This is a genomic window from Chitinophaga sp. 10T418, from assembly GCF_056394125.1.
Window position 1 is genome coordinate 25,692 of record NZ_JBFTHG010000016.1, and the last position, 15,076, is coordinate 40,767.

The following is a 15,076-nucleotide window of genomic DNA, read 5'->3' on the forward strand; positions in this document are numbered from 1 at the left end:
TCCTGCTAAAGTAATAAAATTTGGGCGGATACGTCAATGGCTTACCAGCACCTGCCCAAAAAACGTTTCAGCCAGATGGCTGACCTGTTGTAATATTTTCACCTGTTCCGCCACATCATTATTGCGGATGAAATGCCCTGCTTCCCCGGGCAGCACCGTCAGCTTTGCACCTTTAATGTCTTTGGCATATACGGCAGCGTTAACATCAGCGGGCGTAACGAGATCGGCGTCTCCCACCACAATGCGTACCGGTACGGTTATTTTGCCTAATGTTTCTGCCGGAAACCCTCTGGCAATGGCCGGAGCCAGTGCAAAAACGGCTTTAATTCTGTCATCTTTAAAATTATCCTCCGCGTGCTCCCTGGAGGCTTTCATCATGGGATCTGTGGTTTGCAGGACTTTCATTTTATTGATATTGGCCCTTAACTCCTCCGGGATAAAGGTATCCTTGCTAAGCCCCTGCATACTTAATACCGCGCCGGCTGTCCAGATGGCGACTGCGCCACCCAATGAAAACCCGGCTACGCCAATGCGGCTGCTATCGATGGTTTTGCCCAGGAAGGGATCCGTTTCTATCTGGCTGAGGACTGCGCTGATATCCCGGGGCAGCTCCCATATACAGGACTCGGAAATGGTGGGCGACTGGAAATTTCTTTCTTCTGCCGGTGTACCGCTATGTTCTACTGCTGCCACCACATAACCATGTGCCGCCAGGTAATATCCCAGCCAGGCCATTTGCATGGTGTTGCCATTGGCGCCATGTGATACCATGATCAGCGGATATTTTTTGAGGGAGATGGTAAAGGCGCCATCTTTTACCACTGTTACCGGCGCGGCAAACTGTCCGGGTTTATCAATAACGGCTATTTGCCCTTCCCCTGCCGACGGATACCAGATCACCGTCCGCATAATACGCGGCCCCGTACCTGCCCAGTTCTGCCGGACAGGGTCTGTAAAGTCCCGTTTGGTCATACCTACCTGCTGTGCTTTAACGGCAGTAACGGCCAGCAACAGGAACAGCCCCATCACCACGCCCGGTTTGCGCATATAAATCATCTCGTGTATGTGTTAGTTAACCTGAGAAATAGCTTTATCCTTTCCGGGCAGGGAGTCGTATAAGTGGTCTTTTAGTACTACTGCCAAAATAATTCCTTCCCCTGACTATATTAAACGAATCCTTTTTCAGGCAGACGGTAAAACAGGCATCACTTTTACGTATATGCAACAACGTTATACACTGCTTATTTCTTTGGCCTACGGGATGTCGCGCGGTATCGAAACATAACATTAAACATCTATTACATGTATCAAAAATCTATATTCCGCATCCTCCATTTTATCCTTATTTTTATTCAGACCACGATCTAAGCAGATTTTTAATTTCAATATCTAACCTCACAAACCATCACTATGATTAACTACCAGATTTCCCGGCTAGCGCTGGCAGATTTCAAACTACTACCACCCGACATTGCTAAAAAGATCATTGCCCGACTCCAGGCAGAATTTTTTGCAAATGCGATGTGCAAAGCATGGCATTGTGATGGACATACCCGTCATTCCATCAACAAGTAATTCACCGATTTCCAGATCATTTCAAACAGATTATTATGGCATCCTTAGCATCCACAGCAAAAATGCTGCGTGGAAGTGAATTGCAGTCCCTATTTGAAGATGGCTCTTATGCAACGCTGCTGTTTTCCGGTAAAATCACAGTGGAAGCATCGAACGCTTTAGACAGGATAACCCACTTTTACGGGATGGTTCCTTCCGGGGATGGCGGAAATATTCCGGGGATCAGGCAACTCCGGGAGATGTTATATCATCTGGCGCAGGATAAACTGACATTGAATGGTTTGGCGATCATTGCGCCTCATACCCACTGGCAAGGACGGCAGCCGGTCATCTATACCTATCATCCAACACTCAACATCTACAGGATAGGTGAGCAAAAGATCAGGGAAGATAGCTACTACAAACCGGTTACTTTTATTTTCAGTGACTATGGGGCGCTCCCCTATGAATGGGCAGATGAATCTGTACCTATTGATCCGGCTGCATGGGAAGAATGTTTACAACTGATTCAATTATTGAATGCTACGTTGAATGACACTACATTACCGCTAGGCATCGCCATCGATTTTCGGTTCCGTTCTTCTTTATACGGGGAGGCGGAGCCGTCCATGGAAAAATCAGATCCCACAGATGATCCCGCCTTAACAGGACTGAGTACCATCACACATCAAACTACCCATTATATCCCTGCCGGCGATGAGGTAATGGAGCAGGTGTCCTGGCACGCTTTATCTGACCTCCTGGATGGCTTTAATGAAGAAGAAATAGCCTTACTTAATAAATTTCGTTCCTTCTTAAATCACGCGAAGACGCCCGAAGAACAGGAAAAAATGATTCGCCAACTGAATGATGAAATTTCATAGTACCAAGTATAGGTTTTATATCTCGTTTAGAAAATCGGTCATGGACTGCTCCGGTGGCTTTTTTTACGCGCTAGTTGATCTGTTGAGAGTAGCGTTCTAATTTTTCCTTCTCTGCTTTCGTCAGACTATGCATGCCTTTTTTATGGATCTTATCCAGGATGGCATCCAGTTCCCGCTGCCGGCTGGCCCGGTCAAAACGGTACTTATCGTCTATGTCTGCGAATATATGATGCTGTTTATAAAAGAAATTATCTACCAGCAACACATGTGGTTTGGTGATGATCACGTACATGAAAAACACTGCCGGTACGGTAATGGCAATAATGGTAGCAAAGTTAGCCCACATTGCCTGCGGTTCCAGCGCAAGCGCAATCGTCATACCCATCAATGCGCCCCCTAAGTGAGCATCATGGCCTATGTTATCGTTGCGCGATTTAATACCGTAAATGGCATACAGCACATACAATATGCCATAGAGCCAGCCAGCTATAGGAAACAGCCCAAAAAAGCTTACACTCATCCCCGGATACAAGGCGATAGAGGCAAAGATCACCCCGCAAATAGCCCCGGAAGCCCCTACAGAACTATAGTCGCCATTATTACGATGAATGAATAAGGATAACAAATCCCCGCCAATCAAACTTCCAAAGTAAATGATCAGGAACTCCAGGCTGCCAAGGTCTGCTTCCAGCAACCAGCTAAAGCCCGCCAACGAAATCATATTGAAAAGGAGATGCTTCCAGCTCACATGCAGAAACCCGGAAGTAATCAGGCGCCAGTATTCTTTGAACAACACTATCCTTTCTACCACAAAAGCATACTTGTCAAAAAATACGCGGTTCTTAAATCCTTTGTACGAAAAATAGAAATTTGCAATAATGATTCCCAGGCTGATAAATCCGGTATTATTCATTGAACGGAGGATTTTTATGGGTCAGTTTTCAAACGCCCCTGCAATATGTAGAATAGTTCAAATATATCAAAATTTACCGCCTAAAAAATGTGGCATCCCACAAGATCAAAATAGCAGATAGCAATAGCTAAAAAGGGCTGACTACCCTTACTTGCAGGAAATGTTTCTCCTTAATATTCCAAGACCTGCTATGCATAAATGATGTTCTACAATTACAGATCCGGGAAAGAAAATAGCATGGAAGATGCCACTGTGATGCTGGCCGCTTATGGTGAAAGCAATGCATCACTATTATAGCCATATTGAAGTGTATTATCCTCCTTACAGAGAAGTATCCAGGCATCGTTAAGGAAACACCAACACCTTTACAGCGGCGGTTAGTAGCTGTCGGGATATTAAGACGAGGGTAAATAAATTTTAAAAAAAAATAAAATTTATTTGGATGATTGAGAATAATGTTGCTACATTTGCAATCCCAAACGGGGGATACAGATCGGCTGAAAGGCCCGCCAGTATTAAGGATAAGTAGTTCAGTTGGTTAGAATGCCGCCCTGTCACGGCGGAGGTCGCGGGTTCGAGTCCCGTCTTGTCCGCAAGAAATTTCAAAAACCCGCGCTAGTCGCGGGTTTTCCGTTTTAACTCAGGTGTATAGTCTAGTTCCGATTATGTTTTTATGTTACCTTATTAGGGCAGCTATCACTAACAATAATGCAACTAAAATTAAATCCTTTTCCCCTCCGTAAAAAAGTATCAGGGCTTCCGCATTAAAAAATATATTGGAGGTGGCTATTAGCGCTTATCAGAAAAGGGGCATTCACATTACACGCCGGATAATACCTCTGTGGCTTGTTTTATTAATTGTATGTCAAAATGAAGCTTCACATCTTCACCAACAACGAGGCTTCCCGCTTCTGTTAACAGGCTAAAGCTCAATCCAAAATCCTTCCGGTTAAATTTTCCGTTCACTTCAAATCCAGCTCTTATATCGCCAAACCTGCCGGCGCCAATGCCTGTATAATCAGCCGCCATTTCAATGTGCTTTGTAGTTTCAAGTATCGTTAACTTGCCCGCAAGTGTAAGATCGTCATTGTCCTGCTGCAAAGTTCCGTTGAACACGATTTTCGGGAATTTCTCCGTGTCCAGGAAAGCAGATGATTTCAGGTGGCCATCTCTTTCACTGTTATTTGTATCAATGCTATTGGTATCTATTTCAAAGTGTATTTCAGCATTATCAAAATGCTCATTGTCTGTTTGAACAACACCATTAAATAATTTGAAAGTCCCCGAAACATTTGATATCGCCAGGTGCTTTACTTTAAATTGCACTTCAGAATGTTTAGGATCCACCAGCCATATTAATTTCTTATGCTCAGTCATAATAAAGAGATTTTATCCAGCAAAATTACTCCTGCCGGCATTATCTATTTTTACCAAAGGGTAAAAAATCACTTTTGCGCCCTGATCCTGCTCAATGACTGTTGTGTGATGCCAAGATACTTTGCCAGATCGCCAAGTGTAATTCGTTGAAGGATCAGGTTATTTTCTCTGACAAAATGATTGTACCGCTCCGTTGCATTTTCTTCCAGCATTTCATTTATCCGCTTCACCATCTTGATGGATGCCCTGGAAACCAGCTTTCTAAAAAATGTTTCCATACAATGATGCTTTTCGCAAAGCGCTTCCATTGCTTTATGATCTATCAGGGTCAGCGTAGTTGTTTCCAATGCGGTTATCGTATAGTCCGATGGTGTTTGCGTGAGATAGCTATCGAAAGCAGTAAACAGCACATTCTCTGAAAAGAAACGCATGATGAATTCCTTGTCTTCTTTAACTGAATACATTTTTGCGAGCCCTTCATTCACAAAAAACAGGTGGCTGCAAATTGTACCGTTTCTGAGTAAATGATCCCCTTTCTTTATAGTTTTCGTTTTTAACCCCTGGAATAGTTGGGTAGTAGTCGCTTCGTCAAGCGGTGAAAAATCGTTGATGAATTGGAGGAAGTCTGCCATAGTGGGGCTTATCTGTTCCTGCAAATATAAAGTATTGAAAATACTTTTGTATAGAAGCTTCCGCGGTTAACAAGGTCCATGCAACTTGAATGGGTAAAAAATAAAAAGCCCGGCGAATAGCTATCTCCTACAGACTCCAATCACAGACAGAAGGAGAAGATCACTATTTCACCGGGGCTGTTGCTTAAATTTACAAAGTTCATTAACAAATTGCTGACGGAGGACATCCACAATAGGTGTGATCAAAAAGTGTACAAGGGGTGGATGTTCCGGTAACTTTAATTTGCCCTTGCTTTGTGTTGCTCAGTGTGGCGATCCTGATGGTGGAGAGTCGCATTTTCTTTGGCGCTACTTTTTTCATGTGTGGGTTTTTAGGTTTTTAATAAGAAATATTACGTGAGAGATTATTTTAAAAAAACTACAGTGTCAACAATTCAGTTATTGCAAAATAGCGCTTACCACTGCAATATATCTGCGGTAGTGTTCTTTGTATTTAGCAGGTATCCTAACTTTAAAAATTAAAAGAGGAGAAATAATACCTCCCATAAATACTGAAAAGACATGATCTCCGAGCACTTTTTCACTCCGTTACCTCTTCATTTTCAAGCACTGCTACACCAAAAGGATTATCTACTAACCATAACCAAATACCTGCTTCATTTCTTTTCATCAGGCAGGAGGTATGGCCACTCATGCTAAGTACAGTGCCATCAGGTGTTGTACCTGTCATTTCCCATTTATCCAGCCAGATCGCTACATCATCAATGATGGTTAAATGCTGCCTGCCGCCTTTTATGTCCGGGCGCCATGTACAAAGCTGCCCAATGGCCTCTCCGATTAGTGGTAGTCCCCTGATGGCGACACCATTCCTGTCTATGTATACACCTTGCACATCAAAGCAACTCATGGCGCCTTTAACATCTCCCTGTTTTATACAATTACGAAAATAAGCCACTGTACCAGCAGGCATTTTTCTATCGAATCTATCCATTATTAAAATTATTTATGACGATACAAGCGGTTTCTATAGTTATTTCCGGTGTTACAGGGTCATATCCCTGGTCCTTTTCAGACTTACTTATATCCAGATGAGCGTTAAGATACATCCTTACCTGGTTAACCAGCGTAGCAACCAGTTGCCACATCTTTTATATCTAACCAGTTAATATAAAATTGAGTATCGACTTTTATCTGTTGCCGGGAGGGCGTCAGGTACCGCAAACAGCATCTATCATCGTGTAAAAGATGTCTGAGTAAGTTATTTCCGGGATGGCCGTTAACGCCGGTAATTAATGATGCTTCCGTCATTGTTGTATTACATTTATTGCAACACAAAAGTCCCGGCAATAAAAGGCAATAAAAATAACAATTGTTATTTTTATATATTCTATCCTCTTATCCGGCTTAGCGATTCGGGTTTAATACCAATATAAGAAGCTACATACTGTAGCGGTACATATTGAATTATATCAGGTCTTTCTGCCATTAATTTCGCATAGCGTTCTTTTCCCTTTAGTTTCCCAAAAGTAAATATCCTTTCTTCCTTTTTCAGCAATGCTGATTTAAGGCATTGCATGCCTAATTGAATCCATGCGGGGTTTTCAATAGCTAATGCTTCGAAAGAGGATGCTGATATTCTACAAACAAGGCAATCAGTTAAACATTGGATAGATTCAAAGGAAGGGGCTTTCTTTAATATGCTGTACATCGATGATGCAAATTCGCCGCGGCTTAAAATATCAATCGTCACTTCTTCTCCATTCTCGATGCCGTAGTAGGTACGAACATACCCCTCCAGAATGAGAAAATAATTGGTAGAAGTATAACCTTCTTTGACCAGGAAATCCTTTTTTTTCTTATGGTAAAAATTAAAGTGTGTCCGGATAGAGGATAAATCTTCTATGATGAAATTAAAATGATCTTCAAAACATTTTACCAGTAATTCATCATTTGTTGGTGAAGCCGTTGGCTTCATTTGGCTGGATGCTTTCATATTTACAGGAAGTCGGTTTTCACAAACCCATAAGCCGCAATTTACTCATAAATTAGTTCAATCCTGCATCCGCTCACATTACGCAAGTAAAATCGTGAGACATTTTCCGATAAGAAAATGCCTCACGACCCATTAACCTCAGTTCGTACCTACTTTAAAAGAAGATGCCTTATCATTAAAACTATTATTCTTCAGGCAGCTGCCGTCAGCAGTCAGCACAAGAGAATCACCGGTAAAATTATCGCCGTCATACAGCGTTACTTTAAGCCCGGCAGGGACTTTCAGGGAAGAAGCATCGTTGTTCACGCCACCGTTGGCCACGATGGCAGCGGTGTTGTAATTGCCAATACCAAAGGAGGCAGACCAACCACTATAGCTACAGTTTTGAAAGAGTTGCGCCTGTAAAGCGGGACCGCTACCACCAGGTGCTGCTTCCGCATAAGTAGATGCAATTTTGGCGCCCTGGACATAGTTGGTAATCTCTGCGGCATCGCCGCCATACACCCCGAATTTGGGATCACAAAAGTCAGCATCGAGAGTACGTGCAGGATAACGCTGCGTGCCATTTACCAACGTTTGTTTCACACCGTTGTACCAGAACTCAATAAATCCAACGGCCCCATCCCGGGACACTTTAATACGCAGCACCATGGCATTCCAGGTATTTCGGCTCAACGGAGCTACCCATACCTCTGTGCCTATTTTACCCGGTGCAAAGTGCATGAGGTGGAAGTTACCGTTGGTAGTGGTGCTGAGCACAATAGGGTAGTTTTGCGTCATCGGCTGACCGGAGCCATATGCCTTCCACTGAAACACCGCATTGGTATTCTGGTTTTGCGGGATATCCAGTTTAGAACGCCAGCCGATGTAGATATCATCCCCTTCTGCGGCCTGGAAATTTTTCGCACCATGACCTTCTGTACGATGGCTGCCTGCAGGTTTGTAAAACTTCCAGACCTTACCATATACAGGATCGGTTTCAGCAGTAATAGTGCCACTGCCTTCAAAATTAAGGAGCTTCCACACATTGGCACTGGGCAGAGAAGCATCTCCATCCCAGAGCAGCGAAAGGATACCCAGGTTACCGGTGGTTCCAGCTACACTTACCACGTTGTTTTTTGCTACGTTGGGGTCCTGTAAACTTTTGGTACAGCTGGTCAGCGCAAGTATATTGGCTGACAGGAAGGCGGCAATCGCCAGTGTTGTTTTCATAAGGGTTGTTTATAAAGGGTTAATTGTTCTTACTAAATATAATACCCCCGTTTTATCCAAACACATAGGATATTCACAGAGACAGATACTGGATTCAGTAAAGACATTAAAGCCACGAAAAACCCACCGATATGAAAAACACCTGCTATTATCGTGCAGTATAAATAGTTATGTATCCTCACCACATGGGGATTAATTTAAACAGAAATTCTCCATTTTATTGCTATGTTAAATATCTTTAGTAACTTTTATTATAAACATACACCCCATGAGCAAGAAAATTAAAATCACCCTCGAAGTAGACCCGGATCAAACAGTTGTCATAAAACCACTGGGAGAAAAACTATCTGAAACACCCAAATCTGCTACCAGTGCCGAAAAACGTGATCTTTCTACTACTATACCCACTACATACTCTACTGATGTTCCTTTTACAGATGGCGGCGTAGACGCCGGAATTGACTGGTAAACGGACAAATAAATCAACAATACCCTATACTCCATAACTATGAAAAATGTGATATTAATCATTGGGGACAAACATGATCCCCATGTGATGGAAGTAGTGTGTAAAATCGACAAGGAAAAATATCGCATTTTTTATTTGAATCCTCTGGATGGCGCAATAGGAAAGGTGTCGTTCTATTATGATCCATTCAGGATTGAGATTGAAAATGAGTATAGTTCCATCACCTTACATGAAATTATTGCTGTTTGGTGGAGAGTAAAACCTGACTTCTCTAAGCTTCCTAAAGATTTAGAAGAAGTAGCCTCGAAGAATTTTATTCAGCGGGAATGGATGCTTTTGTTAGAAACATTGAGTTGCTACCTGGATCATTGTTTCTGGGTAAATCAGCGGAAAATTGATCACCTGCTTAGAAGTAAACCATTTCAATTACATCAGGCGCAATCTTTCGGGTTTAAAATACCGAGAACCATCATCAGTAATAGTTACAATGCTATAGAAGCACATTTCTCTACCTCCAGGGAGGTATTGTATAAACCGCTAAGCTATTTTGTTTCGCCTCCTAAAAAAATATTATACGCGAATTCGGTATCGGTAGAAGAGCTCTCCTCACACAGGGAAAATATATCGATAGCACCGTGTATCTTCCAAACATATGTTGATAAGAAATATGAACTGAGAATAACCATTGCAGGCGATCAGGTTTTTCCTGTAAAGATATACTCCCAGGAAAATTCCAATGCCAGGCTGGATTGGCGTAGAGAACAGCTTGATTTAAAGTACGAAACCATTATACTTGAAACAGCGTTTGAAAAAAAACTACTTGCCTTCCATCAGACCATGGGACTTGTTTATGGCGCGTATGATTTTATAGTGGAAGAGGATGGCACGTATACATTCCTCGAGGTAAATCCATTGGGTCAATGGCTTTGGCTGGAGACTATCCTGAATTTAGATATTAGTGGGGCTGTTGCTAAATTACTCATGAAGTCCTGATGCTTCAGCAATGTGGATAATACCGTCGTGGTGTTATTTCGTAGTTGTTCACAAAAAACTGCCGTTACAAATTTAGTCTGTAACGGCAGTTTTTTTAGCACACAATGCTTAATTCTGAGAAGCTGCAAGGTGCTCTTTCACCAGCTGTTCCAACTCCTCCTGCTTCAGCGGCGTATTGCCCACAAAACGCCTGATCACCTTTCCTTTCCTATCTATCAGCAGCTTGGTAGGAAAAGCAGTAACTCCATATAGTTTGGCCACATCTTCTGCATGCGGCCCATCATTGTTCAGTAAATTCACCCAGTTCATCCCATCTTCTTTCAACGCTTTTTTCCATTTATCCTGCTGTTGCTGTAAGGTGCCACTTCTTTCACAAGAGACTGCCACAATTTCAAATCCCTGCGGTTTATAGGCGGTGTACATTTGTTTGAGGTGGGGGTTGCTCATACGACATGGTCCACACCAACTGCCCCAGAAATCCAGCAATACCAGTTTTCCTTTAAAATCTGAAAGACGTGTAAGACGGCTAATGTTGTTATTCAACACAAAATCCGGTGCCAGAGCGCCAGCAGCGGTGAGCTTTGCTTTTTCCAGGCGTCTGGCATATGCTTTTCCGGCAGGTGATGACTGCAGAGCTGCAGACATGTGCGATAGCACCGGTGCGGCTACTACAGGATCCAGGAAAGAGCGCGTGCATTCCTGTAAAAGGTCCAGAACGATACCAGAGGTGGGATGCTTATCCATAAATCCCCATCGCAGGGCTACTGTTTCATCATCCAGACGATATGCTTTTTCCAGATATCGGGCCATCGCTACGGAATCATTTTTCTCGTAAGCAGGTTTGCCTACCTCGCTATAAAGTGTATTCTCTTTATCGTAAACAACTTTAAGTTGTTGTTCCAGTAATTCATAGTCAGTCTGCGCCGCCGAACCGGTTACCCTGGAAGCTACCAGTAATGTGTCGGCCTCGATATCCAGCTGCCCGGCATCTAAATAAAACGGGCATTCATAAGGCTTGATTAGATGTGTTTGCTGAAAATATCTGGCGGTACTATCGGGAACAGCAAAAAACAGTGTGGCTTTCACCGGGTAGTTCAGCACACCGCTGAAACGATAATTATTGTTTGTGATAGCAGCGCTATCGAGCCGTTGTACACCATTTTGTTCATAACGCAGATAGATCCGCTGATTCAAAGGTCCGGTTTCTTTTACGCTGCCTTTAATAACAAAGCTTTGTGACGCTGGCTGCTGGACCTGTGCCAGCAAAGGGAGGCCCAGGCCAATCAGGATCCATAATTTCATACTTGTTCTTTATGATGGGTGAATGATGGTTACCTGCCTTTTGCGAACTGGCTCCGGAAGCAGGAAAATTGGAATGGTTGGTAAATGATTTTTACGTTTACTTATAAAAGAGGGAGATAATTTTCCCGAATCCGTCTACCATCTTTACAGGCTTACTCCCTTTCAACTCACCTGTATCTTCTATATCGAAATAATACAGCTTACTTTCCGCACCGTTCCAGGTAATTGCCAACAACTTATTTTGTGTGGTGTAGGTCCAATCATTATCTGTTTTATCCGGCAGGAGTTGCAAAGCGGTAATACTTTCATTTGCCGGCAGCGTGTACAAGCTTCTGGCGCTGTTGGCTTTATAGTCATATAAATATAGTTGATTGGCAGCACCGTAATACAATTGCGGCACTCTTGTGGATACTGTAAAAGTGCCAGAGGATTGCATTCCAGGCGCGTTGTTCACCTCCACGTACTGGATAGCAGCAGCCGTTGTATTACTGTCGGGATTAACAATGTATACATACAGTTTGCCATTACTATCTTTCATCAGCCACAATACATATTTGTTAGTGGTGCGCGCTGCGTATACAAATTGCTTTTTCACATTATTCAGATCAAACGCACCGGATCCATTTGCTGGCGGGTAGTAAAGCAAGGTTCCACCTGCATCTGCGCCATAAGCGAACTGTCCGTTCTTCTCGTCATAAGTAGCAAAAGCGGCAAACCAGCTATAAAGTGGATAGAGATAAGGCGCCACTTTATAATCACCTGCCATGGGTGCTACAAATTTGATCGGGTTATCGGTAGCGCCCTGCATACCATATATCTTCCCGTTATTAACAACGTAGGCATCATTACTACAGTTATAATATCCGGGAGCCAATGGCTGCGGTGCCTGTTGGAATTGCTGTGATACTCCTCCTTTCTTCACATAAGTTTGTACGTCCAGCATCACGGGGTCTGCACCGGCATTTACGAAAATCACCTGCTGCTGGTACGGGTTGTTATCGTTGTAGCTGCCCATGATTCCTTTCAGGGGTAAGGATAGCGTTGCTCCCTGATTTACCTGGCTATACAGGTGGCGATACACTTTGTACGCGGGCGTTACCTGGCTCAGATCACCACCCTGTGGCCCTTCTTCCAGTAACAGCGCGCCATTGCTTAATAATGATTTTACGATCATCGTGACTTCCTTGGAACTGCTGATACCTGTGTTTTTGTCTGTGACCCGAAATAAAAGCGGATAGCTTCCAATACCCACCACCACCACCGGCATTTTCAATGCCATGGTAGCCGCCACGGAAGTACGGGTATTGGCTTTGTAATCCACTACAAACCACTCGTAAGTATACCTGTCATTGCTCCCCCCTGGCTGTGTGATAACGGGTTGCAATCTGAGGGTATCCAGCAAAATAGCGTTAACGGTATCCGGTAATCCGCTAATCGTCATTTCAGCTATGGGTGTATAGTTATAGTTACCTTTATCTTTGTAGCACCCCGCCAGTAAGATTATTATCACCGACAACAGCACTTTTATTTTTTTCAGGAGATTCATGCCTGTTATTTTAACGTTAATGTATAAACGAATAGCATTACATCAGGGAAACACTACGCGGTCGCCCTTTTCATCGAGCATTGGGCCATTGGCTGCTTCATACAGGCGCAGGGCCTCGTGCACCATACTGGAGTAATTGTACATGTCATTCAGTACGGGGGCGCCGGCACCATCACGTCCTCTCGGTGGCCAGTTGCTCCTGCCGGTTACTTTTATGATGAATTTGAATTTTGTCTCACTGTAGTTACCAAAGAAAGTTTGCAACCAGCTGCCCGCTGCTTCCCATTTATCGGGCTTTGTGAGTTTGTCGTTTATCCGTACCAGGTAGAAAGGACTATACCCGCTGGCGAGGCGTGTAATATCAAGCGGAAAGTCGGCGTTAGGCGTTACCTTCAACCACAAACGAACTTCCTTTCCTTTCAGATCCGGGCTGCGCTTCACCACTACTGCAAAACGTGCGCTGAAACTATCAGCCCTGATAAGACATACCGGAAGTTCATAGTGTTGACCAGCAATGGCAGTAGAGCTGTCTTTAATCGCGGCTACCGGTGCCGGCCGGTCACGTGCCACCGCCACACCAGTAATACGCACCGGTAAAAAAACGGTGTCCTGCAGGAGTGCATCCGGTTTCACTGCAAATGAATAGGTGACACTGTCTTTATAGCTGTCCATTATTCCCTTATTGATATACAATCCTTCCTGATCTGCAAACCTGGGGGTATCCTTCGCGCAGCAGGTAAGCATCGTTGCCATTACTAACCCGGCGAAGTATCTGAAAAGTAATTTCATGTGTAAATAATTTAACGGTTACCAAATTCCACTTCATTCTCCGGTAACGGCAATATGTAAGTAGCATCGCTCATCTGAACAGTAGTACGTGGGATCTGCGGACGATTAAGCCGTTTGAAATAGAAGAACAACTGTCCTTCTCCGCAAAACTCCTTTGTATATTCCTTTGTTAGTTCTCCCCGGAAAGCATCGTCATCGAGGGTTCCCGGTAAAGCTACCAGTCCCCTTTTGCTGCGTATCGTATTGAGATAGTTCGTAGCAGCGGTTTTGTCAGGTGCAGCTTCCGCAGCGATATAATATAGTTCCGATAGTTTTATAAGTGGTACCTGTCCCAGTATCTGTATGCCTCCTCTAACGTCCTGCAGATATTTGGTAAACAGTACCTGCGCGCCCTGTCTGGCTGTCAGATAACGATAGCGATAATCTGTAGCCCCACCTTTCGCGATTTCAAACATATCGTCCACCACGGCAGGTAGCTGGTAAATAGTAACCGAATTCGTACGGCCCGGTTTAAACTCATAGTCATACAATCCTTTTAAATTGGACACCTGTATGGCAAATACGTGCTCTGTAGAAAAGGTACGATCGCTGTTGTAGGCAGCATTAAAAGTATTGGGATCTCCAAAAGGAAAAATGTTTTGGTCGATAACAGCACGCGCATATTGCAGCGCCTTTACCTTATCTCCTTTATAAAGATAGATCCTGGCCCGTAACGCTTGTACGGCCCAGTAATTGAAGTGGTTACGGGTATAAGACTGGAAAGGATCCAGGTCATCGTAAAATAATTTCTGCTGTACTTTTAACAGGCTATCGGCTGCGTCCAGGTCTTGCAAACACTTATCTATTGCTGCGGCGGTAGTGCTGACTGGTGTGACCAGTTTACTGAAAGTCGTAACATATGGGATCGCTTTTTTTCCTGCCCCTGTAGCCATGGAGGCGCCATATAGTCGCAACAGGTTGAAATGCAGGAAGGCTCTCAGTCCCAGGGCTTCGCCCTTCACCAGGTTATAATGCTGACCGGTAAACACCTGCCTGTGTTCATCGATGGCTGTCAGCAGGTTGTTAAGATTGGCGATACATTCGTAGTTCCCGTTCCAGATGGAATCAAGTGTTGCTCTGACCTGTATATCGGTGTAATTGTATTTACCAAAATTGGCGTACTTGTTACCAAAATCCTGCACATTGTAGTATTGTGCCAGTACATCCATTACCGTTAGTGTTTGCGTACCGCCATAGAGCGATGTTCCACCCATTTTCATATATACGCCAAAGAGGGCTTCTTTGAATCCGCTTTCTGTTTCAAACATATTTTCCTGCCGGATTTCTGTAGCCGGGCGCACATCCAACCATTTTTTACAGGAAAAGAATCCTGGCAACAACAGGCATATGCATATGATCTTGATATTTTTCAT

General features: G+C 43.7%; 15 protein-coding genes and 1 tRNA gene. 5 read left to right on the plus strand and 11 right to left on the minus strand.

Going from position 1 to position 15,076, the window contains the following annotated elements:
* Window positions 1-33: 33 nt before the first annotated feature.
* Window positions 34-1,056 carry an alpha/beta hydrolase family protein gene (locus tag AC1DCV_RS31790; RefSeq protein WP_477026954.1) on the minus strand — a complete coding sequence of 341 codons (1,023 nt, stop codon included), beginning with the start codon at window positions 1,054-1,056 and terminating at the stop codon, window positions 34-36.
* A 354-nt stretch (window positions 1,057-1,410) separates the two neighbouring features.
* Here AC1DCV_RS31790 and AC1DCV_RS31795 point away from each other — a divergent pair, with 354 nt between their 5' ends.
* Complete coding sequence (locus AC1DCV_RS31795; protein WP_477026955.1) at window positions 1,411-1,575, plus strand: hypothetical protein; 165 nt, start codon at window positions 1,411-1,413, stop codon at window positions 1,573-1,575.
* Window positions 1,576-1,610: 35 nt separating this feature from the next.
* Entirely contained in the window at window positions 1,611-2,438 is an 828-nt protein-coding gene (locus tag AC1DCV_RS31800; protein WP_477026956.1) for a hypothetical protein, read from the plus strand.
* A gap of 70 nt (window positions 2,439-2,508) precedes the next feature.
* Here AC1DCV_RS31800 and AC1DCV_RS31805 read toward each other — a convergent pair whose 3' ends face one another.
* Window positions 2,509-3,351: a rhomboid family intramembrane serine protease gene (locus AC1DCV_RS31805; protein ID WP_477026957.1), complete on the minus strand. Its 843-nt coding sequence runs from the start codon at window positions 3,349-3,351 to the stop codon at window positions 2,509-2,511.
* 519 nt (window positions 3,352-3,870) lie between these two features.
* Between AC1DCV_RS31805 and AC1DCV_RS31810 the strand changes: the two genes are divergently transcribed.
* Window positions 3,871-3,944 (plus strand) — tRNA-Asp (locus AC1DCV_RS31810).
* Window positions 3,945-4,170: 226 nt separating this feature from the next.
* Here the strand turns inward: AC1DCV_RS31810 and AC1DCV_RS31815 are convergent.
* The 5 genes from AC1DCV_RS31815 to AC1DCV_RS31835 all read right to left on the minus strand — a co-directional run bounded on the left by AC1DCV_RS31815 (window position 4,171) and on the right by AC1DCV_RS31835 (window position 8,565).
* Window positions 4,171-4,728 carry a YceI family protein gene (locus AC1DCV_RS31815; RefSeq protein WP_477026958.1) on the minus strand — a complete coding sequence of 186 codons (558 nt, stop codon included), beginning with the start codon at window positions 4,726-4,728 and terminating at the stop codon, window positions 4,171-4,173.
* Window positions 4,729-4,796: 68 nt separating this feature from the next.
* Window positions 4,797-5,360 carry a Crp/Fnr family transcriptional regulator gene (locus tag AC1DCV_RS31820; protein WP_477026959.1) on the minus strand — a complete coding sequence of 188 codons (564 nt, stop codon included), beginning with the start codon at window positions 5,358-5,360 and terminating at the stop codon, window positions 4,797-4,799.
* Between the two features lie 580 nt (window positions 5,361-5,940).
* A complete protein-coding gene (locus tag AC1DCV_RS31825) occupies window positions 5,941-6,351 on the minus strand; it encodes a YybH family protein (protein WP_477026960.1) in 411 nt (136 codons plus the stop codon).
* A 396-nt stretch (window positions 6,352-6,747) separates the two neighbouring features.
* The gene (locus AC1DCV_RS31830) at window positions 6,748-7,353 is read right to left on the minus strand and encodes a Crp/Fnr family transcriptional regulator (RefSeq protein WP_477026961.1); all 606 of its coding nucleotides are present in this window, start codon (window positions 7,351-7,353) and stop codon (window positions 6,748-6,750) included.
* A 138-nt stretch (window positions 7,354-7,491) separates the two neighbouring features.
* Window positions 7,492-8,565 (minus strand): heparin lyase I family protein, encoded by a 1,074-nt coding sequence (locus tag AC1DCV_RS31835; RefSeq protein WP_477026962.1) that lies wholly within the window; start codon window positions 8,563-8,565, stop codon window positions 7,492-7,494.
* A gap of 268 nt (window positions 8,566-8,833) precedes the next feature.
* Between AC1DCV_RS31835 and AC1DCV_RS31840 the strand changes: the two genes are divergently transcribed.
* The gene (locus tag AC1DCV_RS31840) at window positions 8,834-9,034 is read left to right on the plus strand and encodes a hypothetical protein (protein WP_477026963.1); all 201 of its coding nucleotides are present in this window, start codon (window positions 8,834-8,836) and stop codon (window positions 9,032-9,034) included.
* A 39-nt stretch (window positions 9,035-9,073) separates the two neighbouring features.
* Entirely contained in the window at window positions 9,074-10,027 is a 954-nt protein-coding gene (locus tag AC1DCV_RS31845) for an MvdC/MvdD family ATP grasp protein (protein ID WP_477026964.1), read from the plus strand.
* A gap of 108 nt (window positions 10,028-10,135) precedes the next feature.
* On the opposite strand, the gene AC1DCV_RS31850 is transcribed toward AC1DCV_RS31845, so the two are convergent.
* From AC1DCV_RS31850 to AC1DCV_RS31865, 4 genes are all read right to left on the minus strand, one after another.
* The gene (locus AC1DCV_RS31850; protein WP_477026965.1) at window positions 10,136-11,329 is read right to left on the minus strand and encodes a redoxin family protein; all 1,194 of its coding nucleotides are present in this window, start codon (window positions 11,327-11,329) and stop codon (window positions 10,136-10,138) included.
* Between the two features lie 97 nt (window positions 11,330-11,426).
* Entirely contained in the window at window positions 11,427-12,875 is a 1,449-nt protein-coding gene (locus AC1DCV_RS31855; RefSeq protein WP_477026966.1) for a PKD-like family lipoprotein, read from the minus strand.
* Window positions 12,876-12,917: 42 nt separating this feature from the next.
* Window positions 12,918-13,664, minus strand: coding sequence for a DUF4843 domain-containing protein (locus tag AC1DCV_RS31860; RefSeq protein ID WP_477026967.1), 747 nt, complete (start codon window positions 13,662-13,664; stop codon window positions 12,918-12,920).
* A gap of 11 nt (window positions 13,665-13,675) precedes the next feature.
* Window positions 13,676-15,076, minus strand: a complete 1,401-nt coding sequence (locus AC1DCV_RS31865; RefSeq protein WP_477026968.1) for a RagB/SusD family nutrient uptake outer membrane protein — start codon at window positions 15,074-15,076, stop codon at window positions 13,676-13,678.

Bases quoted from the DNA above. Each gene is read 5' to 3' on its own strand.
- AC1DCV_RS31790 (WP_477026954.1), bottom strand. From the start codon at position 1,056: ATGATTTATATGCGCAAACCGGGCGTGGTGATGGGGCTGTTCCTGTTG.
- AC1DCV_RS31795 (WP_477026955.1), top strand. From the start codon at position 1,411: ATGATTAACTACCAGATTTCCCGGCTAGCGCTGGCAGATTTCAAACTA.
- AC1DCV_RS31800 (WP_477026956.1), top strand. From the start codon at position 1,611: ATGGCATCCTTAGCATCCACAGCAAAAATGCTGCGTGGAAGTGAATTG.
- AC1DCV_RS31805 (WP_477026957.1), bottom strand. From the start codon at position 3,351: ATGAATAATACCGGATTTATCAGCCTGGGAATCATTATTGCAAATTTC.
- AC1DCV_RS31815 (WP_477026958.1), bottom strand. From the start codon at position 4,728: ATGACTGAGCATAAGAAATTAATATGGCTGGTGGATCCTAAACATTCT.
- AC1DCV_RS31820 (WP_477026959.1), bottom strand. From the start codon at position 5,360: ATGGCAGACTTCCTCCAATTCATCAACGATTTTTCACCGCTTGACGAA.
- AC1DCV_RS31825 (WP_477026960.1), bottom strand. From the start codon at position 6,351: ATGGATAGATTCGATAGAAAAATGCCTGCTGGTACAGTGGCTTATTTT.
- AC1DCV_RS31830 (WP_477026961.1), bottom strand. From the start codon at position 7,353: ATGAAAGCATCCAGCCAAATGAAGCCAACGGCTTCACCAACAAATGAT.
- AC1DCV_RS31835 (WP_477026962.1), bottom strand. From the start codon at position 8,565: ATGAAAACAACACTGGCGATTGCCGCCTTCCTGTCAGCCAATATACTT.
- AC1DCV_RS31840 (WP_477026963.1), top strand. From the start codon at position 8,834: ATGAGCAAGAAAATTAAAATCACCCTCGAAGTAGACCCGGATCAAACA.
- AC1DCV_RS31845 (WP_477026964.1), top strand. From the start codon at position 9,074: ATGAAAAATGTGATATTAATCATTGGGGACAAACATGATCCCCATGTG.
- AC1DCV_RS31850 (WP_477026965.1), bottom strand. From the start codon at position 11,329: ATGAAATTATGGATCCTGATTGGCCTGGGCCTCCCTTTGCTGGCACAG.
- AC1DCV_RS31855 (WP_477026966.1), bottom strand. From the start codon at position 12,875: ATGAATCTCCTGAAAAAAATAAAAGTGCTGTTGTCGGTGATAATAATC.
- AC1DCV_RS31860 (WP_477026967.1), bottom strand. From the start codon at position 13,664: ATGAAATTACTTTTCAGATACTTCGCCGGGTTAGTAATGGCAACGATG.
- AC1DCV_RS31865 (WP_477026968.1), bottom strand. From the start codon at position 15,076: ATGAAAAATATCAAGATCATATGCATATGCCTGTTGTTGCCAGGATTC.